The 25835-nt window shown below is 72.5% G+C and carries 23 protein-coding genes; 18 read left to right on the top strand and 5 right to left on the bottom strand.

What is annotated here, in order from left to right:
- Positions 1–102: 102 nt before the first annotated feature.
- The 4 genes from AB0G74_RS20480 (at position 103) to AB0G74_RS20465 (ending at position 4700) form a co-directional block, all read left to right on the top strand.
- Positions 103–870 (top strand): ABC transporter permease, encoded by a 768-nt coding sequence (locus AB0G74_RS20480; protein ID WP_361148186.1) that lies wholly within the window; start codon positions 103–105, stop codon positions 868–870.
- Positions 870–1589, top strand: coding sequence for an ABC transporter permease (locus AB0G74_RS20475; RefSeq protein WP_361148184.1), 720 nt, complete (start codon positions 870–872; stop codon positions 1587–1589). The genes AB0G74_RS20480 and AB0G74_RS20475 overlap by 1 nt, the downstream gene beginning before the upstream one ends.
- Positions 1590–1822: 233 nt before the next feature.
- Positions 1823–2746 (top strand): ABC transporter substrate-binding protein, encoded by a 924-nt coding sequence (locus tag AB0G74_RS20470; RefSeq protein WP_361148302.1) that lies wholly within the window; start codon positions 1823–1825, stop codon positions 2744–2746.
- Positions 2747–3161: 415 nt separating this feature from the next.
- On the top strand, positions 3162–4700 hold the full coding sequence (locus tag AB0G74_RS20465) for a hypothetical protein (protein ID WP_361148182.1): 1539 nt from the start codon (positions 3162–3164) through the stop codon (positions 4698–4700).
- 107 nt (positions 4701–4807) lie between these two features.
- On the opposite strand, the gene AB0G74_RS20460 is transcribed toward AB0G74_RS20465, so the two are convergent.
- The gene (locus AB0G74_RS20460) at positions 4808–5950 is read right to left on the bottom strand and encodes an NADH-quinone oxidoreductase subunit D (RefSeq protein WP_361148180.1); all 1143 of its coding nucleotides are present in this window, start codon (positions 5948–5950) and stop codon (positions 4808–4810) included.
- Between the two features lie 43 nt (positions 5951–5993).
- Positions 5994–7091, bottom strand: a complete 1098-nt coding sequence (locus AB0G74_RS20455; RefSeq protein ID WP_361148178.1) for an SAM-dependent methyltransferase — start codon at positions 7089–7091, stop codon at positions 5994–5996.
- A 90-nt stretch (positions 7092–7181) separates the two neighbouring features.
- Between AB0G74_RS20455 and AB0G74_RS20450 the strand changes: the two genes are divergently transcribed.
- Complete coding sequence (locus AB0G74_RS20450; RefSeq protein WP_361148176.1) at positions 7182–8381, top strand: sensor histidine kinase; 1200 nt, start codon at positions 7182–7184, stop codon at positions 8379–8381.
- 54 nt (positions 8382–8435) lie between these two features.
- Entirely contained in the window at positions 8436–9119 is a 684-nt protein-coding gene (locus AB0G74_RS20445) for a response regulator transcription factor (protein ID WP_361148174.1), read from the top strand.
- A gap of 343 nt (positions 9120–9462) precedes the next feature.
- On the opposite strand, the gene AB0G74_RS20440 is transcribed toward AB0G74_RS20445, so the two are convergent.
- Positions 9463–10569: a DUF5937 family protein gene (locus AB0G74_RS20440; protein ID WP_361148172.1), complete on the bottom strand. Its 1107-nt coding sequence runs from the start codon at positions 10567–10569 to the stop codon at positions 9463–9465.
- Between the two features lie 138 nt (positions 10570–10707).
- Between AB0G74_RS20440 and AB0G74_RS20435 the strand changes: the two genes are divergently transcribed.
- The gene (locus AB0G74_RS20435; protein WP_361148170.1) at positions 10708–10953 is read left to right on the top strand and encodes a hypothetical protein; all 246 of its coding nucleotides are present in this window, start codon (positions 10708–10710) and stop codon (positions 10951–10953) included.
- A 155-nt stretch (positions 10954–11108) separates the two neighbouring features.
- Here AB0G74_RS20435 and AB0G74_RS20430 read toward each other — a convergent pair whose 3' ends face one another.
- Positions 11109–12305, bottom strand: a complete 1197-nt coding sequence (locus AB0G74_RS20430) for a beta-eliminating lyase-related protein (protein WP_361148168.1) — start codon at positions 12303–12305, stop codon at positions 11109–11111.
- A gap of 343 nt (positions 12306–12648) precedes the next feature.
- On the opposite strand from AB0G74_RS20430, the gene AB0G74_RS20425 reads away from it, so the two are divergent.
- The 10 genes from AB0G74_RS20425 (at position 12649) to AB0G74_RS20380 (ending at position 22006) form a co-directional block, all read left to right on the top strand.
- Positions 12649–13695 (top strand): DUF2520 domain-containing protein, encoded by a 1047-nt coding sequence (locus tag AB0G74_RS20425; protein WP_361148166.1) that lies wholly within the window; start codon positions 12649–12651, stop codon positions 13693–13695.
- Positions 13692–14774: a pantoate--beta-alanine ligase gene (gene panC / locus AB0G74_RS20420; protein ID WP_361148164.1), complete on the top strand. Its 1083-nt coding sequence runs from the start codon at positions 13692–13694 to the stop codon at positions 14772–14774. Before AB0G74_RS20425 ends, panC begins: the two co-directional genes overlap by 4 nt.
- 167 nt (positions 14775–14941) lie before the next feature.
- On the top strand, positions 14942–16801 hold the full coding sequence (locus tag AB0G74_RS20415) for an L-aspartate oxidase (RefSeq protein ID WP_361148300.1): 1860 nt from the start codon (positions 14942–14944) through the stop codon (positions 16799–16801).
- Complete coding sequence (nadC, locus tag AB0G74_RS20410) at positions 16798–17853, top strand: carboxylating nicotinate-nucleotide diphosphorylase (RefSeq protein WP_361148162.1); 1056 nt, start codon at positions 16798–16800, stop codon at positions 17851–17853. Before AB0G74_RS20415 ends, nadC begins: the two co-directional genes overlap by 4 nt.
- Positions 17853–18653, top strand: a complete 801-nt coding sequence (locus AB0G74_RS20405; protein ID WP_361148160.1) for a type III pantothenate kinase — start codon at positions 17853–17855, stop codon at positions 18651–18653. Before nadC ends, AB0G74_RS20405 begins: the two co-directional genes overlap by 1 nt.
- A gap of 638 nt (positions 18654–19291) precedes the next feature.
- The gene (locus AB0G74_RS20400; RefSeq protein WP_361148298.1) at positions 19292–19903 is read left to right on the top strand and encodes a hypothetical protein; all 612 of its coding nucleotides are present in this window, start codon (positions 19292–19294) and stop codon (positions 19901–19903) included.
- An 80-nt stretch (positions 19904–19983) separates the two neighbouring features.
- Positions 19984–20181 carry a hypothetical protein gene (locus tag AB0G74_RS20395; RefSeq protein WP_361148158.1) on the top strand — a complete coding sequence of 66 codons (198 nt, stop codon included), beginning with the start codon at positions 19984–19986 and terminating at the stop codon, positions 20179–20181.
- A 168-nt stretch (positions 20182–20349) separates the two neighbouring features.
- Entirely contained in the window at positions 20350–20967 is a 618-nt protein-coding gene (locus tag AB0G74_RS20390; protein ID WP_361148296.1) for a BlaI/MecI/CopY family transcriptional regulator, read from the top strand.
- Between the two features lie 9 nt (positions 20968–20976).
- Positions 20977–21498 carry an amino-acid N-acetyltransferase gene (locus tag AB0G74_RS20385; RefSeq protein WP_361148156.1) on the top strand — a complete coding sequence of 174 codons (522 nt, stop codon included), beginning with the start codon at positions 20977–20979 and terminating at the stop codon, positions 21496–21498.
- A 175-nt stretch (positions 21499–21673) separates the two neighbouring features.
- Positions 21674–22006, top strand: coding sequence for an Lsr2 family protein (locus tag AB0G74_RS20380; protein ID WP_361148154.1), 333 nt, complete (start codon positions 21674–21676; stop codon positions 22004–22006).
- A 40-nt stretch (positions 22007–22046) separates the two neighbouring features.
- On the opposite strand, the gene AB0G74_RS20375 is transcribed toward AB0G74_RS20380, so the two are convergent.
- Positions 22047–22610 (bottom strand): SCO3374 family protein, encoded by a 564-nt coding sequence (locus AB0G74_RS20375; protein ID WP_361148152.1) that lies wholly within the window; start codon positions 22608–22610, stop codon positions 22047–22049.
- 631 nt (positions 22611–23241) lie between these two features.
- On the opposite strand from AB0G74_RS20375, the gene AB0G74_RS20370 reads away from it, so the two are divergent.
- Complete coding sequence (locus tag AB0G74_RS20370) at positions 23242–25767, top strand: ATP-dependent Clp protease ATP-binding subunit (protein ID WP_361148150.1); 2526 nt, start codon at positions 23242–23244, stop codon at positions 25765–25767.
- Positions 25768–25835 lie beyond the last annotated feature (68 nt).

Raw genomic sequence — 25835 nt, 5'->3', positions numbered from 1 at the left:
GTTGCCGCCGTGGGATACCCCCGGGCGATTGTCGGTGGCGGGAGTTAGGGTCGTTTCCGGGCACCAGACATAGGTTCGGCGCCGACGGGGAGGTGGGGGAGCATGAGTATCGGCACGGCCGCGGGGCAGAGCTGTCTGGCGGCCAATGACTGGATCTGCGGGGAGTATCTGCGCTCCCGGAGCCAGGAGCTGACGGACGCCACGGCCGAACATGTGTGGATCACCGTCGTCTCCGTGCTGATCGGGCTCGCGGTCGCCTTTCCGCTCGCCCTGCTGGCCCGGGCGAAGCCGGCCTTCGCCGGTCCCGTCCTCGGTCTGACGACCCTGCTGTACACGATTCCGTCGCTGGCGATGTTCTCGCTGCTGCTGCCGGTCTTCGGCCTCTCGGCCGCCCTCGTCGTCACCGGCCTGGTGCTCTATTCGCTGACGATCCTGGTCCGGAACATCCTGGCCGGGCTGGCCGCCGTGCCCGCCGAGGCGCGGGAGGCCGCCCGGGGGATGGGTTACGGGCCGGGGCGGCTGCTCTGGGAAGTCGAACTGCCGCTGGCGATACCGGCGCTGATGGCCGGGGTGCGGATGGCGACGGTGTCGACGATCGCGCTGACGACCGTCGGCGCCCTGGTCGGCAAGGGCGGTCTGGGCAATCTGATCGACGAAGGGGTGCAGACCACCTTCAAGGCCCAGGTGCTGACCGCTTCGGTGCTCTGCGTACTACTCGCCGTCACCGCCGATCTGCTGCTGCTGGGGATCCAGCGGCTGCTGACGCCGTGGACCAGGAGCCCCCGGCGCGCCCGGACGGCCGGTGGCCCGGGGAACCCGGCCGGCGGGCCGCCCGGTGCCCGAATACAGCCTGCGGGGGAGGGGGCCTGATGGGAGTCGTGGCCGACGCGTGGACCTGGCTCGCCACCGGATCCAACTGGTCGGGGGAGAGCGGTGTCTGGCACCGGCTGGGCGAGCATGTGTACGTCAGCGGGGTCGCCCTCGCCGTCGCCTGCGCGATCGCCCTGCCGATCGCCTTCTGGCTCGGCCACATCGGGCGCGGCGGCACGCTCGCGGTCAATCTCTCCAACGCCGGGCGGGCGATCCCGGTCTTCGCGGTCCTGGCGCTGCTGATGCTCACCCCGCTGCGGAGCGAGGGCTATCTGCCGACGATCATCGCCCTGGTCCTCTTCGCCGTCCCACCGCTGCTCACCAATGCCTATGTCGGGATGCGGGAGGTGGACCGGGCGGTCGTCGAAGCCGCGCGCGGGATGGGGATGTCCGGCCCGCAGATCTTCCGCCGGGTCGAGCTTCCGCTGGCCTATCCGCTGCTGATGACCGGGATCCGGTCCGCCGCCGTCCAGGTGGTGGCCACCGCGACCATCGCGTCCATGGTCGGACAGGGCGGCCTCGGCCGGATCATCACCGCCGGGTTCAACACCTACAACACCCCTCAGGTCGTGGCCGGGGCGCTGCTCGCGGCGCTGCTCGCGCTGACCGTCGAGGGGGCGCTGATCGGGCTGGACCGGCTGGTCGACCCGGGGGCCGCGCGCCGCCGGGCCCGGCGTACGGCGGACCGCCGACCCGCCCCGGCGGGCGCGGGCGGCTGAGCGCCCGGGTGGCCCGGCTGCCTTCACCCCCTCCGGCTCCCGTCCCGTCTGATTCGGCCTGATTCGGCGCCGTATTCGGCTCCATCCGGCTTTCCACCGCCCCATCCACCGCGTCCGGTCCGGGCCGCGGCCGTCCGAACGGAGAGACACCCGTGTCCATGAAGTCCAGGAAGTCCACGCAGTCCATCAAGTCCGTGAGGTCCGCGAAGGCTTTCCGGGGTGCCGCCGCCGCGATGACGGCACTGGCGCTCGCGGGCACCCTCGCCGCCTGCGGTGACGGCGACAGTCTGGAGAAGTCGAAGGACGGTTCGGGCGGAAAGGGATCCCTCGTCGTAGGGGCCGCCGCGTTCACCGAGTCGAAGATCCTGGCCGAGCTGTATGCCCAACTCCTCGCGGAGCACGGTTATAAGACCTCCGTCACCACGGTGAAGAACCGGGAGCTGTACGAACCATCGCTGGAGAAGGGCGAGATCGACATCGTCCCGGAATACGCGGCGACCCTCGCCGAATTCCTGAACGCGAAGGTGAACGGGCCGAAGGCGCCGGAGCAGAAGCCGGTCGCGTCCAGCGATGTCACGGCCACCGTGGCCGCCCTCACCGAGCTGGCCGAACCGCGCGGCCTCAAGGTCCTCCCGGCGGGTGGCGCGGTCGATCAGAACGCCTTCGCCGTGAGTGCCGAATTCGCGGAGAAGAACAACCTCAAGACCCTTTCCGATCTGGGCCGGGCGAAGCTGGGGGTCCGGATCGCGGCCGGTGACGAGTGCGCCGTACGGCCCTTCTGCGCGCCCGGTCTGAAGAAGACGTACGGCATCGACGTCACCGGTATCGACCCCAAGGGCGTAGGCACCCCGCAGTCCAAGCAGGCGGTGAAGGACGGCGACGCGCAGCTCGTGCTCACCACCACGACGGACGCCGTGATGGAAGGACTGGTCTTCCTGGCGGACGACAAGAAGCTCCAGAACGCCGACAACGTCCTGCCCGTGGTGAACGCGAAGGACGCGGGCGACCCCGCGATAGCCGCCGCCCTCGACCGGCTCACGAAGGTCCTCACCACCGAGGACCTGGCCGCCCTCAACCGCAAGGTGGACTCCGAGCGGGCCAAGCCCGAGGACGTGGCGAAGGAGTATCTGACGTCGAAGGCGCTGCTGAAGAAGTAGCGGCGGCGCGGCCGGGGATTGCCGGAACCGGCGTACCCGGGGCACCACTCGCCCCGGGTATCCCGCCCGTAACGGGGTTCTGTAACGGACCCCGATACGCGGCCTCGTTATGGGGTTCCGTTACGAGGTCCGTAACCATCGCCGTAACCGGCTCCGCAACGGCTGTCGTATCGGAGTCCGTTACGGGACGGCGGTATGCCGGGCGGAGGTATCGGAACCATGTGATGAAGTGCCGTGAAGGGGCGGTGAAGAACCGGCAGACCGGTGGAACCGGGTACCTCGGGGGAGTTCGGAACTTCGCGGCCCGGGCGGCGCCGTCGAATCATGGGCCTTCGGCCGCCGATCGCGCTTAGTCGCAGGACAATTGTCCACCCCGCCATCCCATTCGGGGGCTACGCACGGTAAATTTCGGGCCATGCCCCGTGGACGTCACCGCCATTCCCCTCCCCTGCACAGGCTGCTGCCGCCGTCGGCGGTGGCCGGAGCTTCGGTGTTGAGCGCCGCCGGCGCGTGGTTCCTCACCGATCCGCTGCTGCTGCGATCGCTGGCCGCGGTCGCCGCTGCCGCCGCCGTGACCGGGGCGGTGCTGATGCGCCGCTGGGACCGGGCGGCGGGCCTCCGGGTCGCCGATCTCACCCGGGGCCGGGCGAGTGACGCCTGGCGCAGTGAGGAGCGAATAGCCGAGCTGGAGTCCGAGGCGGAGGAGATCCGCGAGCGGCGGGCCAAGCTGGAGACCAAGCTCCGGGCCAAGCGGGTCGAACTGGCCAAGCTCCGCAATGAGCACGCCGAACTGCTGCGCCGGTACGCGGCGGCGGAGACGGGCCGGGCCAGCGCGCTGGAGGGCCGCCGCAAGCGGACCGCCGAGCCGCCGCCGGCCGGGACGAAGCAGCCGCCGAAGGCGCTGACCGGGGCCGGGTCCGGGGCGGCCCCGACTCCGGCGCTGTATCTGCGCGCGGCCCGGGCGCTGGACGCGCTGGCCCGTAACGCGGCGGACCAGAGGGACCGTACGGCGGCCGGGCAGACGCCGGACACGCCCCGGACGGACGACGACCGGACCGACGGCGGCGGCCCGAGCGGTCCCGGCGGTCCCGGCGGTCCCGGTGGTCCGGGTGGCCCCGGCGGAGGTCCGGGCGGCGGCAAGGCGCCCGCCGCGACCGGTACCGGGACGGCGGCGAAGACCGCCACGAACTCCGGTGCGGCGAGCGGGGGCAGTACCGAGGGCCCCTCGGCGCCGGCTGCGGCCGCCGGGCCCGCCGAGGGCGGCCCGGCCGGTCCCACGACCGCCACCACGGGTGTGATGACGAGCGGCGCGGTCGCCGTGGCCACGGCGGTGAACGGCGCTCCGGCGCCCGCGCCGATGACGTCGGTGCCGATGGCGCCCGTACCGGTGCCGCCCGGAGGGATGGCCCCCGCGCCGGTCACCGCCGCCCCGGCGGCCCCTGCCCCTGCCCCGGTCCCGGCAGCCGCGGCGGTGCCGGTGCCGCCCGGGGCGAAGGCCCCCGTACCGGCTGCCCCGCTTCCGGCGGGTGCCGACACCGCCGCGCACGGCGGCCCGAGGGCCCTGCCCCGGCCGCCCGCCGGGCGGACCGTCCGGGCGATCGGGCCGGGCCCCGCGGCGATCGCCCCGTACGGTCCGCGTCGTACGACCGGTACTCCCACCCGGCGGCCCGAGGGCGGCTTCGACTTCTTCGGTACCGGCGCCCCCGGGCAGCAGCCCTCCGGCACCGCCGCCGACCCGGCGGGGACCGGGGAGGCGGCCGAGTCCCCCGAGGACCTGGCGATCGCGGCGGCCCAGCACTCCGATCTCGCCGATGTCGTCGGCGAGGAAGCCCTCGCCGAGCACTCCCGGCACGGCGGCGCCAGGACCCCGGTGGGACAGGTCATCGACCTCACCGCGCACGACGAGACCGAGAAGCTGGACATGACCGGACTGCGCGACGCGCTCAGCTCGTAACAGCCCGTCCGGCCCATTCGGCCTTTCCGGCCGACAAAACGCCCGGCTCCTCTTCGAAGAGGAGCCGGGCGGCGGCGTTTCGTACCGGGCGGCGGCCCGCCGGGACCTTACTTGTCGATGTCGCCGACGACGAAGAACAGCGACCCCAGGATCGCCACCATGTCCGCGACGAGCGTGCCCGGCAGCAGAACGGCCAGCGCCTGGATGTTGTTGAACGACGCCGAGCGCAGCTTCAGCCGGTAGGGCGTCTTCTCGCCCTTGGAGACCAGGTAGTAGCCGTTGATCCCGAGCGGGTTCTCGGTCCAGGCGTACGTCTGCCCCTCCGGCGCCTTCAGCACCTTCGGCAGCCGCTGGTTCACCGGCCCCGGCGGCAGCTCCGCCAGCCGGTCGAGGCAGGCGTCGGCCAGATCGAGGGAGTTGTGGGTCTGCTCCAGCAGTACCTCGAAGCGGGCCAGGCAGTCCCCGTCGGGCCGGGTCACCACCTTCAGTACGCCGCCCAGCTCCCCGTACGCCAGATACGGCTCGTCCCGCCTCAGGTCGAAGTCGACGCCGGAGGCGCGGGCGATGGGCCCGCTGACCCCGTACGCGTGTACCGCCTCCGCGCCCAGTACGCCGACGCCCCGGGTCCGGCCCCGGAAGATCTCGTTGCCGAGGACCAGCCGGTCGTAGACGTCCATCCGGGACCGTACGTCCGCCACGGCCCGCCGGACCCGGTCCGCCCAGCCCGCGGGCAGGTCCTCCTTCAATCCGCCGACCCGGTTGAACATGTAGTGCATCCGGCCGCCGGAGACCTCCTCCATCACCGCCTGCAACTCCTCGCGTTCCCGGAACGCGTGGAAGACGGGGGTGATCCCGCCCAGCTCCAGCGGGTAGGAGCCGAGGAACATCAGATGGTTCAGGACCCGGTTCAACTCGGCCAGCAGGGTCCGGATCCAGACCGCGCGCTCGGGCACCTCCATGCCCAGCATCCGCTCGACGGCCATCACCACGCCCAGCTCGTTGGAGAACGCGGAGAGCCAGTCGTGCCGGTTGGCGAGCATGATGATCTGGCGGTAGTCCCGGGCCTCGAAGAGCTTCTCCGCCCCCCGGTGCATATAGCCGACGACGGGCTCGGCCTCCCGGATGACCTCGCCGTCCAGCACCAGACGGAGCCGGAGCACCCCGTGGGTCGACGGGTGCTGCGGCCCGATGTTGAGCACCATGTCGGTACTGTCCGCGGCCCCGCCGAGGCTGAACGTGGTCTCCGTCATGGGCTCAGTATCCCCCGGGCCGCCACCGGTACGGCCCGTGCCCTCACGGTCGTCCGGGCTCCGCCGCCACCGGCCGGGGCGGTACGGGCTGACGCAGCCAGAGGAAGTCCCCGAGGCCGCCCCGGGCCAGCAGTTCACCCGCCTCGCCCGCCGCCGACAGCGCCCGCAGATACGCCACCGGGTCCGACGAGGCCAGCGTGAGGGGCGGCCGGTCCGCGACCACCCCGAGGGCCGTCAGGGCGTCCCGCTGCGGGACGAGCGTCGCCCCCGGCAGTCCGTGCGCGTCCGCGCCGGCGGCCCGGCAGGCGTCCATGGCGACGTGCGAGGTCAGATCCCGTTCGCCGTCGGGCACCGGCGGCACCTCCCGCCCGGCGCGGAATCCGGTGAGGGTGCCGTACGGCGGCCGGGCCGCGGCCGTGTGCCCGTAGTCGACGGCGACCGCGAGCCCGGCCCGCAGGGTGCCGACCGCCGCGGCCCACGCCTCGTCGCGGGGCCGCCCGATCTCGGCCCGCGTACCGGGGCCGGCCGACGGCCACCAGCGGGCCAGCCAGTCGGCGTCCGGGCCGGTGACGGGCGGCCCCGGGTGCTCGGTGCCGTCCGGTTCGACGAGGACCAGCCGGGGGACGCCGTCGGCGTCCGTCTCGGCGATGTCAACGGGCACGTTGTCCAGCCACTCGTTCGCGAAGAGGAGCCCGCTCACCCCGGCGGGCGGGGCCGCCACCCAGCTGATCCGGGGGTCGAGCCCGGCCGGACGGGCGGCGCGCTCGACGGCGTAGGCCCGTACCGCGAACCCCTCCGGAAGGGCGTCCAGGACACCGGACACCAGCTCACCGCGGCCCGCGCCCAGATCGACGAAGGCGGGCACCCCGGCGCCGGGCCCCAGCTCCGCCGCCGTCTCCACCAGCAGCCGGGCGACGGCGGCGGCGAACAGGGGCGACGCGTGGACCGACGTACGGAAATGCCCCGCCGGGCCCTCGGGCCGCAGATAGAAGCCGCCGGGCCCGTACAGCGCGCGCTCGGCAGCCGCCCGCCAGCCCTGTGCCCCGGCGGGCGGAGAACCCCCGCCATCACCCCTCCGACCAGGGGAATCGCCAGGAGTCCCGGCCGTCACTTCCATCGTCTCCTCGTCCGCCACGACCATCAGTCTCCACCTTGCGGAGTATGCCTCCGGTGCCGGGATCGCTCTGGCGGTTGACCCCTACACCTGCCGGTCTTCCCTACGCTGGGTTACGTGCAGCGCCTTTATGACTTCCTCCGCAGGCATCCCACGGGTGTCGACTGCTTCTGGGCGGTCGTCCTCCTGGGGATGTCCGTCGTGGCGTGGATCGAACCGGGCACGGTGGACGGGCGGCAGTCCTGGCTCGCGCTCCCGATCGCCGTCGGGCTGAGTCTGGTCGTCGCACTGCGCCGGAAGATGCCCGAGAAGATGCTGGTCCTCGCCGCCCTGCTGGGCGTGCTCCAGCTGATCACCGACCTCCAGACCGGCCCCGGCAACTTCGCCATGCTGGTGATCATCTATACGGTCGCGGCGCAGTCCGTCTCGCGGTGGGCCTCCCGGCTCGCCCTGATCGGCGGGCTCAGCGCGGCCACCCTCTCCATGATCCGCTGGCCGCAGCCGGACACCACGGCACTCGGCCAGATCTTCCTCACGATCATCCTGACCGTGCCGTTCGCCCTCGCCTGGGTCCTCGGCGACTCCGTCAGGACCCGGCGGGCCTACTTCGCCCAGCTGGAGGAGCGGGCCCGGCGGCTGGAGAAGGAACGCGAGGCCCAGTCGAAGGTCGCGGTCGCCGCCGAACGGGCCCGGATCGCCCGGGAACTGCACGACGTGGTCGCGCACAACGTCTCCGTGATGGTCGTCCAGGCCGACGGCGCCGCCTATGTCCTCGACGCCGCCCCCGACCAGGCCAAGCAGGCGCTGGAGACGATCTCCACCACCGGCCGGCAGGCGCTGGCCGAGATGCGGCGACTGCTCGGGGTGCTGCGCACCGGCGACGACCCGGAGAGCGGCGAGTACGTGCCGCAGCCCGACGTCCAGCAGATCGAGGACCTGGTCGAACAGGTCCGCGGCTCCGGACTGACCGTCGACTTCAGGATCGAGGGCACCCCCCGCCCGCTGCCCAGCGGCGTCGAGCTGACCGCGTACCGGATCGTCCAGGAAGCCCTCACCAACACCCGCAAGCACGGCGGGCCCGAAGCCGGGGCCAGCGTCCGGCTGGTCTACTTCGACGACGGACTCGGACTGCTCGTCGAGGACGACGGCCGGGGCGCCGCCCATGAGCTGTACGAGGACGGCGGCGCCGACGGGCAGGGTCACGGGCTCATCGGCATGCGGGAGCGGGTCGGTATGGTCGGCGGCACGCTGGACGCCGGGCCCCGGCCCGGCGGCGGCTTCCGGATCAGCGCCCTGCTGCCGCTGAAGACGGCCTGACCTTCCCTCCGCCCGTCCGAACCCCCACCACAACAGACAGAGGATCTTGCTGATATGTCCATCCGGGTGATGCTCGTCGACGACCAGGTGCTGCTGCGGACCGGGTTCCGGATGGTGCTCGCGGCCCAGCCGGACATGGAGGTCGTCGCGGAGGCGGGCGACGGCGCGGAGGCGATCGAGATCCTGCGGTCCACGGCGGTCGACGTGGTCCTGATGGACGTCCGGATGCCGCGCCTGGACGGCGTCGAGGCCACCCGCCGGATCTGCGCCGAACCCGAACCGCCCAAGGTGCTCATCCTCACCACCTTCGACCTCGACGAGTACGCCTTCTCCGGCCTCAAGGCCGGGGCGAGCGGCTTCATGCTCAAGGACGTCCCGCCCGGGGAACTCCTGACCGCGATCCGCTCGGTCCACAGCGGCGACGCGGTCGTCGCCCCGTCGACCACCCGCCGCCTGCTGGACCGCTTCTCCCCGATGCTCCCCAGCCGGGGCACGGAACCCGCCAACAAGGAACTGACCCGCCTCACCGACCGCGAACGCGAGGTCATGCTCCTGGTCGCGCAGGGCCTCTCCAACGGCGAGATCGCCGCCCGCCTGGTCCTCTCCGAGGCCACGGTCAAGACCCATGTGGGCCGCATCCTCACCAAGCTCGGCCTGCGCGACCGGGTCCAGGTCGTGGTCCTCGCCTACGAATCCGGCCTCGTCCGCGCGGGCGGCGGCCCGCCCACCGGCCGCTGACCCGGGGGCCCGCCCGCGCCGTCGGGCGGTTCGCTCCCGTCACCGGGAAGACCCCGCGCCCCGGACGGCGGTCATGATCGAACCATCCCCGCGGACGCGGGGGCGGGGGTATCGACATACGCCTGCCCCGGGTCCTGCGCCGGACCATCCCCGCACACGCGGGGACGAACCTTTCTGACCTGCGCTTCCTTCGGCGATCATGGGGCGTTTGACCGAGTCGGCACACGGCGCGGTCCGGGTTCCGCCGGGGATCGCGTTGTCCCGGAGACGCTACCGCGCGCGACGCGCCCGCGGAGGCGGGTCGGGGCCGTACAGCCGGGTGGGCCGACCGCACGGTCGTGTGTCAGCGCAGGACCGTTTCCAGGAAGTCCGTACCCAGCCGGGCGACCGTGCCGACGTCCAGTTGGTGGAGGACGTAGCGGCCCCGGCGGCGGGTGGAGACCAGGCCCGCCTTCTTCAGGACCGCGATATGGCGGGAGACCTCGGGCGCGGTGATGCCGTGCGACTCCGCCAGCTCGCTCGTGGTGTGCGGGGTGCGGGCCAGATGGCGGCAGAGCTGGATCCGCATCGGGTGCGCCAGGGCGTCCATCCGCAGCTTCAGCAGATCGACCGAGCCCGGTCCGGTCAGGTTCGGCGCCCCGATCGGGTAGTAGATCACCGGGCGCCAGCCGGGGGCGTCGAGTACCAGCAGATGGGGGCGGCCGAAGCTGGACGGGATGAACGTCAGACCGGGGCCGACCACCGGATCGACCGCCGTCGTACGGCCGGAGACCAGCTTGTCGACGGAGATCCGGGTCAGCTCCTCGTCCACGGTCATGGCGGGCGATATCGCGCGCACCGCCTCCGCCAGGCCCTTGTGCCGGAGCAGTTCGGTCTTGTGGCGGGCGTCGGCCGCGAGCTGGGGCGCGACCCGGCGCCAGGCGTCCGCGAAGAACGCCTCGTCGCAGTCCTCCAGCAGCCGGCGCAGCCAGACCCGGATCGTGGGCGGGTCCTCCAGGAGGCGTCTGGCGGAGGCCAGGACCTGAGGGCCGCGCCCGGCGGCCAGGGACAGGATCCGGTCCCGGTTCGCCGCGTTCGCCAGCAGATCGCCGCCCCGGTCGGGGCTGCCGCAGGCGAAGTCGAGCGCCGCCGTGACGAACCGCTCGTCCTCCAGCCGGTCCATCTGGTCCAGTTCCTCGGCGAGCGTGGCCCCCGGCCGCCTCGGGCCCGCCGACAGCCCCGCGAACGGCGCCAGCACATCGGAGTGCGAGGCCCGCCACAGGAAGTCCGCCTCGTGCAGCCGGTCCGCGAGATCGGGCGGGAGTCCGGCGGCGGTCGCCGTCACCCAGCCGTGCAGTGCCGGATGGTGACCGGGCTCCGACAGGGCGTGCAGGGAGAGCCCCAGTTCGGCGAGGGGCGACAACTCGAACGCGATGTGCTCCCGGGGCAGCCCGGCGATGTCGATAGTCACGGCCACCCCCTCATTCTGCGCCCCGCGTGCAGGCGCGACGACGTCGATTGACGGGGCCCGTCAATCCACCCGGCACCGGTTGACCAGCGGTGTCAATCCACGTGACGACCGCCGCCCGACGGGCGGAGCGTGTCGGACATGAACGCACTCCACCAGCACACCCTCGACAGCTACCGGGCCTCCCGGCACGGCGCCCCGATCCCGCCCCGGCCCGGCGACCACGACTGGCGGGCCGCCCGCGAACTGACCTCACAGGCCCTGCTCGTCCGCCGCGCCGCCCGGGTCCGGCGGCGCCCCGGTCCGTCCCCGGCCCGCTCCCTCCTCGCCGGGCTCGCCCGCCTGCCACGCCTGTTCCGACGGCCCCGGTCCGCCGCCCGGAGCTGACCGGAGCCCGCCGGGGCCGCTGGGGCCGGGCGGTGCCGACCGGACCAGAGCCCGCCGGGGCCGACCGGACCGGTGCCCACGGCGGCCGGTGCCCGCGGGGACCGGCCGCCGCGGGGACCGGTGGGAACCGGCCGGACGGGTGCCGTGCCCGGGTGTCAGCCGTTCTTCCCGGCTGTCTCCGCCGCCACCCGCCGGACGAACTCCACCACGGCCTCTTCCATCTCCTCCGTCGTCCACTCCAGCGCCTGCGACGAGACGGTCACCTCGGTCGACGACACCCCCGGTACCAGGGTCTCCTCGGACCAGTAGCGGAAGAGGGTCGTCCCCGTCTCCTCGGCCTGGGAGAGGGCGGCGGCCATCAGCGCCTCCGCCGGATACGGCAGCCACACCAGGAACTGATGCGTATGCGGTGTCTCCGGGGTGAGGCGGAACCACGGCACCCCCGACTTCCGGAAGCCGTCCGCCAGGGCGCCCGCGACCTCCTTCGCCCGCGCCACGTACGACGGCAGTCGCGGCAGCTCCCGCTCCAGGCCCACCAGGGCCGACAGCGCCGTCGGGAACTGGTGGAACAGCGTGCCCCCGTAGCGGTGCCGCCAGGCACGGGCCTCCGCCATCACCTCCTCCGGGCCCACCAGCGCGGCGCCCGCCAGCCCTCCCAGCGATTTGTAGAAGGAGACGTAGACGCTGTCGGCGAGGCCCGCTATCTCGGCCAGCGGCCGGTCGAAGTGCGTCACGCACTCCCAGATCCGGGCACCGTCGAAATGGACCACCGCGTCCCGCTCGCGCGCCGCGGCCACGACCGCGACCAGCTCGTCCCAGTCCGGCAGGACGAAACCCGCGTCCCGGAGCGGAAGCTCCAGCATCAGTGCCCCGAACGGCTCCTCGAACCCGCTGACCTCGGCCGCCGTCGGCAGCCGGTTCTCCCGGGTGGGATGGACCGTCCGCAGACCGCTCACCGCGCCGAACGCGCCCCGCTCGTGCAGCTCCGGATGGGCCAGCGGATGCAGCGCCACCGTGCCGTTCCCGGTCCGCCCAGCCCAGCAGCGGAGCGCGACCTGCTGGGCCATCGTCCCGGTCGGGAAGAACACGGCCGCCGGGAACCCGAGCAGCGCGGCCACCCGCCGCTCCAGCTCCCCGACCACCCCGTCCCCGTACCAGTCCGGGGAGTCCGCCAGGTCGTACGCCCCGGCCGCGTCCGCCGTCAGCCCCGCCAGCAGCTCCGCCATCGGCCGGTCGGTCGACTGCCGCCACAACGTCCGTTCGGAGGCCCGCCAGGCCGCCCGCCTGCGCCGCCTCAGCTCGTCCTCGGACGGTTCCGTGTCCGTCGTACCCGCCGTGTCCGTGTCGGTCATCGAACCGCCCCCGATCTCCTCGGGCCGCCCGTCCGCGACCCGTCCGTATCCGCTCCGCGCCGGTCGGTACCCCGGCCACGGCGTATCCCCGCGAGCGTGCCGGAGCGGTCACCCGCGCGCACCCGGGTTTTCCGGGTCCGGGCCTGGTCCGGCCACCGTCCGGGCCCCTGCCCGGCGACCACTCCGCCGTGATCACCCACGATGATTCCCCGGGCCCGCGACTCCGTCCACGCCCTGTGGATAACTCGCCTGTGGACGACCGGAGGGGCGTCCACGGCGCTGGCGTAGCATGACGGAACATCGTCCGGTACCCACCGCGGACTGGAACGGAAGGCCCCACCGCGTGAACGCATCAGCCCCCCAGCACGAACCGCCCGACCCCCGTGACCGGCCCGCCCGGCTGACCGTCGGAGTCGTCGGCGCGGGCCGCGTCGGACCAGCGCTCGCCGCAGCCCTCCGGCTCGCCGGACACCGCCCGGTCGCCGTCTCCGGCGTCTCCGACGCCTCCCGGCGCCGGGCCGCGGTCCTGTTGCCCGATGTGCCGCTGGTCTCGCCCGCCGAGGTCCTCGCGCGGGCCGAGCTGGTGCTGCTGACGGTCCCCGACGACACCCTGCCGGGCCTGGTCGACGGCCTCGTCGGCACCGGCGCCGTACGGCCGGGACAGCTGCTCGTCCACACCTCCGGCCGGTACGGCGCTGCGGTGCTCGACCCGGCGACCCGCGCGGGCGCGCTGCCGCTGGCCCTCCATCCGGCCATGACGTTCACCGGTACCGGTGTGGACGTCCAGCGGCTGGCGGGCTGCTCCTTCGGGGTGACCGCCCCGGACGAGCTGCGGCTGGCCGCGGAGGCGCTGGTCATCGAGATGGGCGGCGAGCCCGAGTGGATCGCGGAGCACGCTCGTCCGCTGTATCACGCGGCTCTCGCCCTCGGCGCGAACCACCTGGTGACCCTGGTCGCCCAGTCCATGGAACTGCTCCGCGAGGCGGGCGTCACCGCCCCGGACCGGATGCTCGGCCCTCTGCTCGGCGCCGCCCTCGACAACGCCCTGCGCTCCGGCGACGCCGCCCTCACCGGCCCGGTCGCCCGGGGCGACGCCGGTACGGTCGCGGCGCATGTCGCCGAGTTGCGCAAGCACGCCCCCGGGACGGTCGCGGGCTATCTCGCCATGGCCCGGACCACCGCCGACCGGGCCCTGGCCCACGGACTGCTCAAGCCCGAACTGGCCGAAGACCTGCTCGGTGTCCTCGCCGACGGCCGGGACGGCTGCGGCGGCGGCCATAGCGGCCATGACGGTCATCACGGTCGCGACGGCCATCACGGTCACGACGGCCACGACGGTGGCGACGGCGGGACGAACGGAAGACCCGGCGAGGAGGGCGACCAGCGATGACCGCCGACCGGCAGCACACCCTGCCGCCGCCGCCCGACGAGCCGCCCGCCGTGCCCGAAGGGCTCGTACTGCTCCGTACGAAAGCCGAACTCGACGGATACCTCGACGCGCCCGCCCCGCCCCGGGACGGCGGCCCCCGACCCCGTACCGGCGTCGTGATGACGATGGGCGCGCTGCACGAGGGCCACGCCACCCTGATCCGTACCGCCGGGTCCGCGGTCGGGAAGGACGGCCGGGTCGTCGTCACCGTCTTCGTCAACCCGCTCCAGTTCGGCGCGGGCGAGGACCTCGACCGCTACCCCCGGACCCTCGGCGCCGACCTGGAGATCGCCGCGGCGGCGGGCGCCGCCGCGGTCTTCGCCCCCTCGGCCGCCGAGATGTACCCCGGCGGGCAGCCGCAGGTCAGGATCGCCGCCGGGCCCATGGGCGAGCGGCTGGAAGGCGCCAGCCGCCCCGGCCACTTCGACGGCATGCTGACCGTGGTCGCCAAACTCCTCCACCTCACCCGCCCCGATGTGGCTTTCTTCGGCCAGAAGGACGCGCAGCAGCTGGCTTTGATCCGCCGGATGGTCCGCGATCTCGACCTGCCCGTCGAGATCGCCGGGGTGCCCACGGTCCGGGAGGACGACGGGCTCGCGCTCTCCAGCCGTAACCGCTATCTCTCCCCGCCCGAGCGGCGGACGGCCCTCGCGCTCTCCACCGCCCTCTTCGCCGCCGCCGAACGGCTCGCCGCCCAGCAGGCGCTGTCCGCCAGGGCCGAGACGAACCCCAACGCCCGGGCCCGCGCGGAGGCGCTCTCCCGGATGGGCGAGGCGCGGGCCGCCGCCGACGCGGCGGCCGTGGCGTCGGCGGGACACGGCGGCGCCGACGCGGTGCGGGCGACCGCCCGTACGGTGATCGAGGACGCGGCCCACGCCACCCCACCGCTCGTCCTGGACTATCTGGCCCTCGTCGACCCCGCCGACTTCACGGAGGTCCCCGACGACCACCGGGGCGACGCGATCCTCGCCGTCGCGGCGAAGGTCGGCACGACCCGGCTGATCGACAACATCCCGCTGAGCTTCGGAGTCATGCCGTGACCGCTCACCCCAGGCCCCAGACCCTCGGCACCCCCTCCGCGCCCGCGCCCGAGTCCGGCCGCGCGGGAAACACGACCACGCCCGCGACCGTGACGGCATCCGGGGCCGTAGCCGCCTCCGCGCCCACGCCCGCGCCCGCGTCCGCCGCGCCCCGCCCCCGGACCGCGATACGGCTCGACGCCCCGCCGCCCGGCTGGTCCGTCGCCGCCGATGTCGTCGTCGTCGGCTCCGGCGTCGCCGGGCTCACCACCGCCCTGCGCTGTGCCGCCGCCGGACTGACCACGGTCGTCGTCACCAAGGCCCGCCTCGACGACGGCTCCACCCGCTGGGCCCAGGGCGGCATAGCCGCCGCCCTCGGTGACGGCGACACCCCCGAGCAACATCTGGCCGACACCCTCGTCGCGGGCGCCGGGCTCTGCGACGAGGAGGCGGTACGGCTGCTCGTCACCGAGGGCCCCGGAGCCGTACACCGGCTGATCGAATCAGGTGCGCACTTCGACACCTCGCCCGAGACCGGCGAGATCGAACTGACCCGCGAAGGCGGCCACCACCGCCGCCGGATCGCCCACGCGGGCGGCGACGCCACCGGCGCCGAGATCTCCCGCGCCCTGGTCGACGCGGTCCGCTCGGCCGGACTGCGGACCATCGAGAACGCCCTGGTCCTCGATCTGCTGACGGATGCCGAAGGCCGGACCGCGGGCGTCAGCCTGCACGTCATGGGCGAGGGCCAGCACGACGGTGTCGGCGCCGTCCACGCCCCGGCGGTCGTCCTCGCCACCGGCGGCATGGGCCAGATCTTCGCCGCCACCACCAACCCGGCCGTCTCCACCGGCGACGGCGTCGCCCTCGCGCTCCGCGCCGGGGCCGAGGTCTCCGACCTCGAATTCGTCCAGTTCCACCCCACGGTCCTCTTCCTCGGCACCGACGCGGAGGGCCAGCAGCCCCTCGTCTCCGAGGCGGTACGGGGCGAGGGCGCCCATCTCGTCGACGCGTCCGGCACCCGCTTCATGGTCGGTACGCACGAACTGGCCGAACTCGCCCCCCGCGACGTCGTCGCCAAGGCGATCATGCGGCGGATGCGCGAGCAGGGCGCCGACCATATGTACCTCGACGCCCGCCACTTCGGCGCCGAGATGTGGGAGCACCGCTTCCCGACGATCCTCGCGGCCTGCCGCGCCCACGGCCTCGACCCCGTCACCGAGCCGATCCCGGTCGCCCCCGCCGCGCACTACGCCTCCGGCGGCGTCCGCACCGACCGGTACGGCCGGACGACCGTCCCCGGCCTGTACGCCTGCGGGGAGGTCGCCTGTACGGGCGTCCACGGCGCCAACCGGCTCGCCTCCAACTCTCTCCTCGAAGGGCTCGTCTTCGCCGAACGCATCGCGGCGGACATCGCGTCCGAAGCGGCCCGGGAGCCGCTGGCCGCCGGGGCGCCGCACACCCCGGCGGCGGCGACCGTACTGCCGCTGACCGACCCCGGCGCCCGCGCCCGGATCCAGCGGACCATGTCCCTCGGCGCCGGTGTCCTGCGCTCCGCCGACAGCCTCCGCGAGGCCGCCGCCGCCCTCGACGCGATCCGCGCCGAGGCCGACGGCGCGAGCGCGAACCCGAGCACGGCCCCGGGCGCCCCTACGACCCCGGGCACACCGGGTGCCTCCGATGTTTCTACGGTCCCGGGCGCACCGGGTGCCTCCGGCGCTTCTACGGTCCCGGGCACACCAGGTACACCCGACGCCTCTACGGCCCCGGGCGCCCCGGCCGACGCCCACGCGGCCAAGCCCGCCGTCCCCGGAGTGGACGCCTGGGAGACCACCAACCTCCTCTGTGTCGCCCGCGTCCTCACGGCCGCCGCGCTCCGGCGCGAGGAGACCCGCGGCTGCCACTGGCGCGAGGACCGACCCGACCGGGACGACCGGGAGTGGCGCCGCCATCTGGTGATCCGGCTCGACCCCGACCGGAGCGTCGTCGCGCACCGGACCGACACCACCGCCTTCCCCCCGACATCCTCCAGGGAGCACCAGTCGTGAGCACGCCCGAAGAACGTCCGGTCCCCGTGGACGTACCCCTGATCCAGATCGGTTCCGATCCCTCCGCCGGCGGCTGTGGGGACGCCTGCGGCTGCGGCCACGGCACGGACGCGGCGGACCCCGACGGCGAGCTGTACGAATGCGGGCTCGACCCCGCCCTCGCCGTACTGCTCGCGGAATCCGGGCTCGACCCGGTCCAGGTCGAGGACATCGCCCACCTGGCACTGAGTGAGGACCTCGACGGCGGGGTGGACGTGACGAGCGTGGCGACCGTCCCCGCCGACGCCGTCGCCACCGGCGACTTCACCGCCCGCGAGGCCGGTACGGTCGCGGGCATCCAGATCGCCGAGGCCGTGCTCTCCATCGTCGCCACCGACGAGTTCGAGGTCGAGCGGCACGTCGCCGACGGCGACCGGGTCGAGGCCGGCCAGAAGCTGCTCTCCGTCACCACCCGGACCAGGGAACTCCTCACCGGCGAGCGCAGCGCCCTCAACATCCTGGGCCGCCTCTCCGGCGTCGCGACCGCCACCCGGGCCTGGGCGGACGCGCTGGAGGGCACCGGCGCCAAGGTCCGCGACACCCGGAAGACCACCCCCGGACTGCGCGCCCTGGAGAAGTACGCGGTCCGCTGCGGCGGCGGCGTCAACCACCGGATGTCGCTCTCCGACGCGGCCCTCGTCAAGGACAACCACGTGATCGCCGCGGGCGGCGTGGCCGAGGCGTTCAAGGCCGTCCGGGACGTCTTCCCCGGAGTGCCGGTCGAGGTCGAGGTCGACACGCTCGACCAGGTACGGGAAGTGCTCGAAGCGGGCGCCGACCTGATCCTCCTCGACAACTTCACCCCCGAGGCCACCGCCGAGGCGGTCGCCCTGGTCGCCGGCCGCGCGGTGCTCGAATCATCGGGCCGGCTCACCCTGGAGAACGCCCGGGCCTACGCGGACACCGGCGTCGACTTCCTCGCGGTCGGCGCGCTCACCCACTCCGCGCGCGTCCTGGACATCGGACTCGACCTGCGCGAGCCGTCGGCGGACACGGCGGGGGCGGACGACTGATGCTGCTCACCATCGACGTCGGCAACACCCATATGGTCCTCGGTCTCTTCGACGGGGAGGAGATCGTCGAACACTGGCGGATCTCCACCGACGCCAGCCGCACCGCGGACGAACTGGCCGTCCTGCTCCAGGGCCTGATGGGGATGCACCCGCTGCTCGGGGTCGAACTGGGCGACGGCATCGAGGGCATCTGCATCTGCTCCACCGTCCCGGCCGTCCTGCACGAACTGCGCGAGGTCACCCGCCGCTACTACGGCGACGTACCGGCGATCCTCGTCGAGCCCGGAGTGAAGACCGGGGTGCCGATCCTGACCGACCACCCCAAGGAGGTCGGCGCGGACCGGGTCATCAACTCGGTGGCCGCCGTGGAGCTGTACGGCGGCCCGGCGATCGTCGTGGACTTCGGCACGGCGACGACGTTCGACGCGGTCAGCGCGCGGGGCGAGTACGTCGGCGGGGTCATCGCCCCCGGTATCGAGATCTCCGTGGACGCGCTCGGCGTCAAGGGCGCTCAGCTCCGCAAGATCGAACTGGCCCGGCCCCGCAGCGTGATCGGCAAGAACACGGTCGAGGCCATGCAGTCGGGCATCGTGTACGGCTTCGCGGGCCAGGTCGACGGAGTCGTCCAGCGGATGAAACGCGAGCTGTCCCCGCAGGACCCCGACGAGGTCACGGTGATCGCGACGGGCGGACTGGCGCCGATGGTGCTGGGCGAGTCGTCGGAGATCGACGAACACGAGCCGTGGCTCACGCTGATCGGCCTCCGCCTGGTCTACGAACGCAACATCACCCGCCTCTGACCTCTTCCGCCCGCACCCCCGGCGCCTCGCCCTCCCGAAACGCCGCCCCCGTCCTGACCGAGCCCGGCGCCTCGGCTCTCCCGGGAGCGCCCGGCGACCTGTTGTTGTTCGCGGTCTGCGGACCGCGGGTGGCTGTTCGCGCAGTTCCCCGCGCCCCTAAATGCTCTCCCCCGCACCGCCCCTGAAAAGGGGCCCGCCCCGGTGGGAGGGGCCGCCATTCTCCGAGGGCGGTGAGAAGGGCAACCAGGGGCGCGGGGAACTGCGCGACAAGCCACGACGGTGGCGCGGACCGCGAACAACATCAGGTCGCCGGGCGAGACCCGGGTAGTTGGCCTCACCCGGAGGGCCAAGGCGCTGGGGGTCCCCCCATCGCCGAAGGCATAGGGGGAGGAACGGCGCGACAAGCCACGGCCGGTCCGCAGTCCGCCGACAACATCGGGTCGCCGGGCGGGACCCGGGTACTTGGGGGCGGCGCCCGGGGAGGGGCGAGGCGTCGTCGAAGGCTCAGGTCCGGCGGTGGAAGACGCGGCGTGGACCCGGTGTTCGGGGACGCGCCCGAGAATCGGGAATAGCCCGATATTGTCTAAAAGCGACCGTATCGTCAGGACATGCCCACGCCTTACGGATCCCGCGGCGGTATGGCCTTCAGCGCGGACGAGCTGCGGGTCGTCCGACGCGCTCTCGCCGTCGCCCTGCATCCCGCCCCACTCGCCGACGAGGACGTCCAGGACTGTTTCCGGCTCGCGGACTCCGTGGACGAGGCGGCCCGGGAGGCGGGTCGACTCCGTGCCTTCCTGCTCGCCGATCTCGGGCGGTATCGCGCCGCGCTGCCCGGTGCGGCCGGGGGCTATCTGGAGCTGCTCCAGGACGCGCTGGCGGCGGGGTACGACCCCGCGCCCGAGGATCTCGCCGCCCTGCGGGGGCTGCGCGCGCTGCCCGTCGCCGAGGCCGTACTCGCGCGCTGCCAGGTGCTGGCGGAGCGGTCCGTACGGGCCAGGCTCGCCGGGCGCCGGGTGACCACGCCCGCGCCCAGGACCCGGCTGCTGGCCCTGCCCGGCGGCCGGGCGGCGGCCGACGACGGCGAGGCTCCCGAGGAGAAGCCCGAGCCGAAGCCGCGGCCGAAGCCCGCGCCCCGGCCCGCCGAACCGGCGCCCGCGAAGCCGGGGGAGCGGCCGGTGCCCAAGCCGTCCGAGGTCTTCCCGCCGCGCCGCCGCCCGGTCCCCCCGCCGGAGCGGCTGGCGACGGCCTGATCCCCCCCCCGGGGGGCCGCCCGGCCCCCTGTCCCCGGCCCCGCGGCAGAAGTCCGCGGGGCCTTGGCTACCCTGAGGTCATGGACTACATCTCGGCGCTCGTGCCTCCCGCGGTGATGGCGACCTTCTTCACGATCCTGATCGTGACGATCGTGAAGAGTCAGGGCGGTCCGAACAAGACCAAGGAGGACGCGTTCGTGGACGCGGCCCTCGCCCGCGCCGAGGCCGTCGGCCGGGCCCCGGCGGGCGGTACGGCCTCCGCCGCCAAGGACGACTGACCGACTGACCCCGTACGGAGTCGGCGGACAGGGGCGAGCGGCCCGCACAGGACGCACGGACGGCGATTGCCGCCACCGTGCGTCCTTTTTGTTCGCCAATCTCCGATTATGTCGAGTAATCCGAGATTTTCGTAGATTTCCCACTATGGTGGGTATGTGCCCCGTCAATTGGGAGACCTTGAAGACGCCGTGATGACGCGCGTCTGGCAATGGAACCGGCCGGTCACCGTCCGGGAAGTACTGGAGGACCTTCAACAGGACCGTTCCATCGCCTACACGACCGTCATGACGGTCATGGACAATCTCCATCAGAAGGGCTGGGTCCGCCGGGAAGTCGAAGGCCGTGCCTATCGATATACGGCGGTCTCCACCCGGGCCGCCTACTCCGCGGCCCTGATGAACGACGCGTGGGCGCAGAGCGACAACCCCGCCGCCGCCCTCGTCGCCTTCTTCGGGATGATGTCGCCGGAACAGCGGGAAGCGCTCCAGGCGGCCGTTCGTATGGTCCAGGCCGATATGGTCCCCGAACCCGGCCCCGCACCCGCCGCCACCCCGGAAGACACCGCCCAAGGCGCCGCTCAAGACGTCCCGGAAGGTGCCCCGGAAGGCGCCGGGGAAGTCGAACCCGAAGACAACGGGGAAGACGCCGCGGAAGGCCCCGGGGAAGGCCCGGGGGAAGCCGTCCCCGAAGGCGGCCCGGAACACGGATCACGGGCCCCCGCTGGCGAAGACGGCCCGGAAGGCGCCGCCGAGGGCGCTGACGAGGGCGAACCCCCGGGGCGATAGCGTCGGCCCATGTCGAATCCCGCAGAGAATGCCATCACCGTCCGCCGGGCCAGGACCGGTGATGTGTCCGCGGTCCGCCGGCTCCTCGACCCCTACGTACGCGATGGCATCCTGCTCGACAAAGCGACTGTCACTCTTTACGAAGACATCCAGGAGTTCTGGGTCGCGGAACGCGACACCGACGGTACGGTCGTCGGATGCGGCGCCCTCCACGTCATGTGGGAAGACCTCGCGGAAGTGCGCACTCTTGCCGTCGACCCGCTCCACAAGGGCTCCGGCATCGGCCACCTGCTGCTGGACAAGCTGTTGCGCACCGCGCGGTGGCTCGGTGTACGCCGGGTTTTCTGCCTCACCTTCGAAGTGGACTTCTTCGGCAAGCACGGCTTCGTGGAGATCGGTGAGACACCGGTCGACGGAGATGTCTACACCGAGCTGCTCCGTTCCTATGACGAGGGTGTCGCCGAGTTCCTGGGACTCGAACGCGTGAAGCCGAACACCCTCGGCAACAGCCGGATGCTTCTCCAGCTGTGATCCCCCTCCGGGGGTACCTCCGGAGCATCACGGAGCCATCGAGGCGCGATCCCTATGTCCGAATCGCGCACGTTTCCCGCGTTCTTCGGGTTCCGAACCTCTGTCAAGGGTTTGAGTTTTCCAGGGAAAAGCGGTTTCCTTTCCGCGTAACGCATTTTCGATGAAAGGAAAACCGGTGGCACAGAAGGTTCAGGTCCTTCTTGTCGATGACCTCGACGGCGGCGAGGCGGACGAGACCGTCACGTTCGCGCTGGACGGCAAGACCTACGAGATCGACCTCACCACCGCCAATGCGGACAAGCTCCGCTCGGTGCTGGAGCCGTACGCGAAGAACGGCCGACGCACGGGCGGTCGCGCGTCCACGGGTCGCGGCAAGGGCCGGGCCGCGAGCGACAACAAGAACACCGCGGAAGTCCGCGCCTGGGCCAAGGCGAACGGTTACGACGTCAACGACCGCGGGCGTGTACCCGCCACGGTCCGCGAGGCGTACGAGAAGGCCAACGGCTGACCGGCACCGACCGGCGGGCGTCCGCGCCCGCTAATCGGCTCTATTCGCGGATCGGGCAATCGCACAGGTATCCGATGCCGGTGCGGCTATTCGGCCGCAGCAATCGGGCCCGGTGGCATTCCGTCGCCACCGTGTCCAGCAGCCGCAGGAGATCGGGCCCCCGTACGCGTTCGGGGTGCCCGTCCGCTTCGGCGGCCGTCGGACCCGTCGCGCCCGGCGGTTCCGGCAGGCACGGCAGGTACGGACCCGGTACGGGGGGCCGCAGCCATACGGCGGCCCCCCGGGTCCCGGCCGCCCCGGGCGGCGGGGGCGCGGGCATCCGCCCGCCGACGCCCACGGCCGTCAGATCCAGGGCGACCCCGCCCCACTCCAGCCAGGCCAGCACGCCCGGCACCTCCTCGGCGGCCCCGGGGGCGATCAGCAGCAGCGCCCGGTCCCCGGCCAGGGCGACCGGCCCGACGGCGGCCCGGCGCAGTACGGCCGCGCCCGCTTCGGCCGGTACCTCCAGCACGTCGAAGGTGAGCCCCGTCAGCAGCTCCACGGGCCCGTCCCCGGACGGCTCCGCGACCGGCCAGCCGAGCCGGGTCCGGTACCAGTGGGCCACGGCCGAGGGCTCCCCCGACCGTGCTGCCCGCGCGAACGGCGCCACCGGGCCTTCGGCGGCCCGGCGCGGCGCCGGCAGCACGGCCGGTGCCAGAGGCTCGAAAGAGGCCGCGGGAGCCGTAGAGGCCGACGTGACGGCCGGGACGGCGGGGGCGAGTGGCGGAACAGCCGCCGTCGGGGAATGGCTCATGGCCGGGGAACTCCGCCGGACCACCGTGAGTTACGCGGAGTGCCGGGACCGTCGCACTCCGTCCCGTGATCACCGGCCGTCCCCCGGTGATCGGGTGCGTTCGGCCTCCGGTTTTGTTCGCCCATAGCTGAGGGGAACCGCTGCGCGCCGCATGGAGTGTCAGTGCTTACGGGTAAGACATTCCTAGTGAGGAGGGGCGACACGCTCGCACGGAGGCCGTGCGTTCGCCATCGGCGTACAGCTGGCGAGAGTAACTGCCTGGCCTGCGGGAACATGGTCTCGCACCATCGGGTTGGAGCATGTGTCGGCGTTCAGGGGTCAGGAGGCCACAGACGGGTGTCGGCAGTTGGAATGAGCGGTCCCCGCTTGCGGGACTAAGCTGCGGAAGGACAGGGAGGGGACCGACCCCTTACTGCCTGACCGCTCTGAGGAGCGATTAACGATGTTCGAGAGGTTCACCGACCGCGCGCGGCGGGTTGTCGTCCTGGCTCAGGAAGAAGCCCGGATGCTCAACCACAACTACATCGGCACCGAGCACATCCTCCTGGGCCTGATCCACGAGGGTGAGGGTGTCGCCGCTAAGGCCCTGGAGAGCCTCGGGATTTCGCTCGAGGCGGTCCGCCAGCAAGTCGAGGAGATCATCGGCCAGGGCCAGCAGGCCCCGTCCGGTCACATCCCCTTCACCCCCCGGGCCAAGAAGGTGCTGGAGCTGTCGCTCCGCGAGGCCCTTCAGCTCGGCCACAACTACATCGGCACCGAGCACATCCTGCTCGGCCTGATCCGCGAGGGCGAGGGCGTCGCCGCCCAGGTCCTCGTGAAGCTGGGCGCCGATCTCAACCGGGTCCGTCAGCAGGTCATCCAGCTGCTCTCGGGTTACTCCGGCAAGGAAGCCGCCACGGCCGGCGGCCCGGCCGAGGGCACTCCCTCGACGTCCCTGGTCCTCGACCAGTTCGGCCGCAACCTCACCCAGGCGGCCCGCGAGTCCAAGCTCGACCCGGTCATCGGGCGCGAGAAGGAGATCGAGCGGGTCATGCAGGTGCTGTCCCGCCGCACCAAGAACAACCCCGTGCTCATCGGCGAGCCCGGCGTCGGCAAGACGGCGGTCGTCGAGGGCCTGGCGCAGGCCATCGTCAAGGGCGAGGTGCCCGAGACCCTCAAGGACAAGCACCTCTACACCCTGGACCTCGGCGCGCTGGTCGCGGGCTCCCGCTACCGCGGTGACTTCGAGGAGCGCCTGAAGAAGGTGCTCAAGGAGATCCGCACCCGCGGCGACATCATCCTGTTCATCGACGAGCTGCACACCCTGGTCGGCGCGGGCGCCGCCGAGGGCGCCATCGACGCGGCCTCGATCCTCAAGCCCATGCTGGCCCGGGGCGAGCTGCAGACCATCGGTGCCACGACGCTCGACGAGTACCGCAAGCACCTGGAGAAGGACGCCGCGCTGGAGCGCCGCTTCCAGCCCATCCAGGTCGCGGAGCCGTCGCTGCCGCACACCATCGAGATCCTCAAGGGCCTGCGCGACCGCTACGAGGCGCACCACCGGGTCTCCATCACCGACGAGGCACTGGTCCAGGCCGCCACCCTGGCCGACCGGTACATCTCGGACCGCTTCCTGCCGGACAAGGCGATCGACCTGATCGACGAGGCCGGATCCCGGATGCGCATCCGCCGGATGACCGCCCCGCCGGACCTCCGCGAGTTCGACGAGAAGATCGCGGGCGTCCGCCGCGACAAGGAGTCGGCGATCGACTCCCAGGACTTCGAGAAGGCGGCTTCCCTCCGCGACAAGGAGAAGCAGCTGCTGGCGGCGAAGGCCAAGCGGGAGAAGGAATGGAAGGCCGGCGACATGGACGTCGTCGCCGAGGTCGACGGTGAACTCATCGCCGAAGTCCTCGCCACGGCCACCGGCATTCCGGTCTTCAAGCTGACCGAGGAGGAGTCGTCCCGACTGCTCCGTATGGAGGACGAACTCCACAAGCGCGTCATCGGGCAGAAGGACGCCATCAAGGCGCTCTCCCAGGCCATTCGCCGGACCCGTGCCGGTCTGAAGGACCCGAAGCGCCCCGGCGGCTCGTTCATCTTCGCCGGTCCGTCCGGTGTCGGTAAGACCGAGCTGTCCAAGACGCTCGCCGAATTCCTCTTCGGCGACGAGGACGCCCTGATCTCCCTCGACATGTCGGAGTTCAGTGAGAAGCACACGGTTTCCCGCCTCTTCGGCTCCCCGCCCGGATACGTGGGTTACGAGGAGGGCGGCCAGCTCACCGAGAAGGTGCGCCGCAAGCCGTTCTCCGTCGTCCTCTTCGACGAGGTCGAGAAGGCCCACCCCGATATCTTCAATTCCCTGCTCCAGATCCTGGAGGACGGTCGGCTGACCGACTCCCAGGGCCGGGTCGTGGACTTCAAGAACACGGTCATCATCATGACGACCAACCTCGGGACCCGGGACATCTCCAAGGGATTCAACCTGGGCTTCGCCGCCCAGGGCGATGTGAAGACCGGCTACGAGCGGATGAAGGCGAAGGTCAACGAGGAGCTGAAGCAGCACTTCCGCCCCGAGTTCCTGAACCGTGTCGACGACACCGTCGTCTTCCACCAGCTCTCCGAGGACGACATCATCCAGATCGTCGACCTCATGATCGCCAAGGTGGACGAGCGGCTGAAGGACCGTGACATGGGCCTGGAGCTCAGCCCCACGGCCAAGACGCTGCTCGCCAAGCGGGGCTACGACCCCGTGCTGGGCGCCCGGCCGCTGCGCCGGACCATCCAGCGCGAGATCGAGGACATCCTCTCCGAGAAGATCCTCTTCGGTGAGCTGCGCCCGGGTCACATCGTGGTGGTGGACACCGAGGGCGAGGGCGAAGAGAAGAAGTTCGTCTTCCGCGGCGAGGAGAAGTCCGCCCTGCCGGACGTCCCCCCGATCGAGCAGGCGGCCGGCGGTGCCGGTCCCAACCTGTCGAAGGACGCGTAACACCATCGCGCGGGTGAGCCCCGCGCGGTGAGACGGCCGCCCCGGTCCCGTACGGCTTCGTACGGGAC

This window comes from Streptomyces sp. NPDC020875 (genome assembly GCF_040641415.1).
GTDB lineage: Bacteria > Actinomycetota > Actinomycetes > Streptomycetales > Streptomycetaceae > Streptomyces.
The sequence above is the reverse complement of the archived record's forward strand: the minus strand, read 5'-3'. Positions and strand labels throughout refer to the sequence as shown.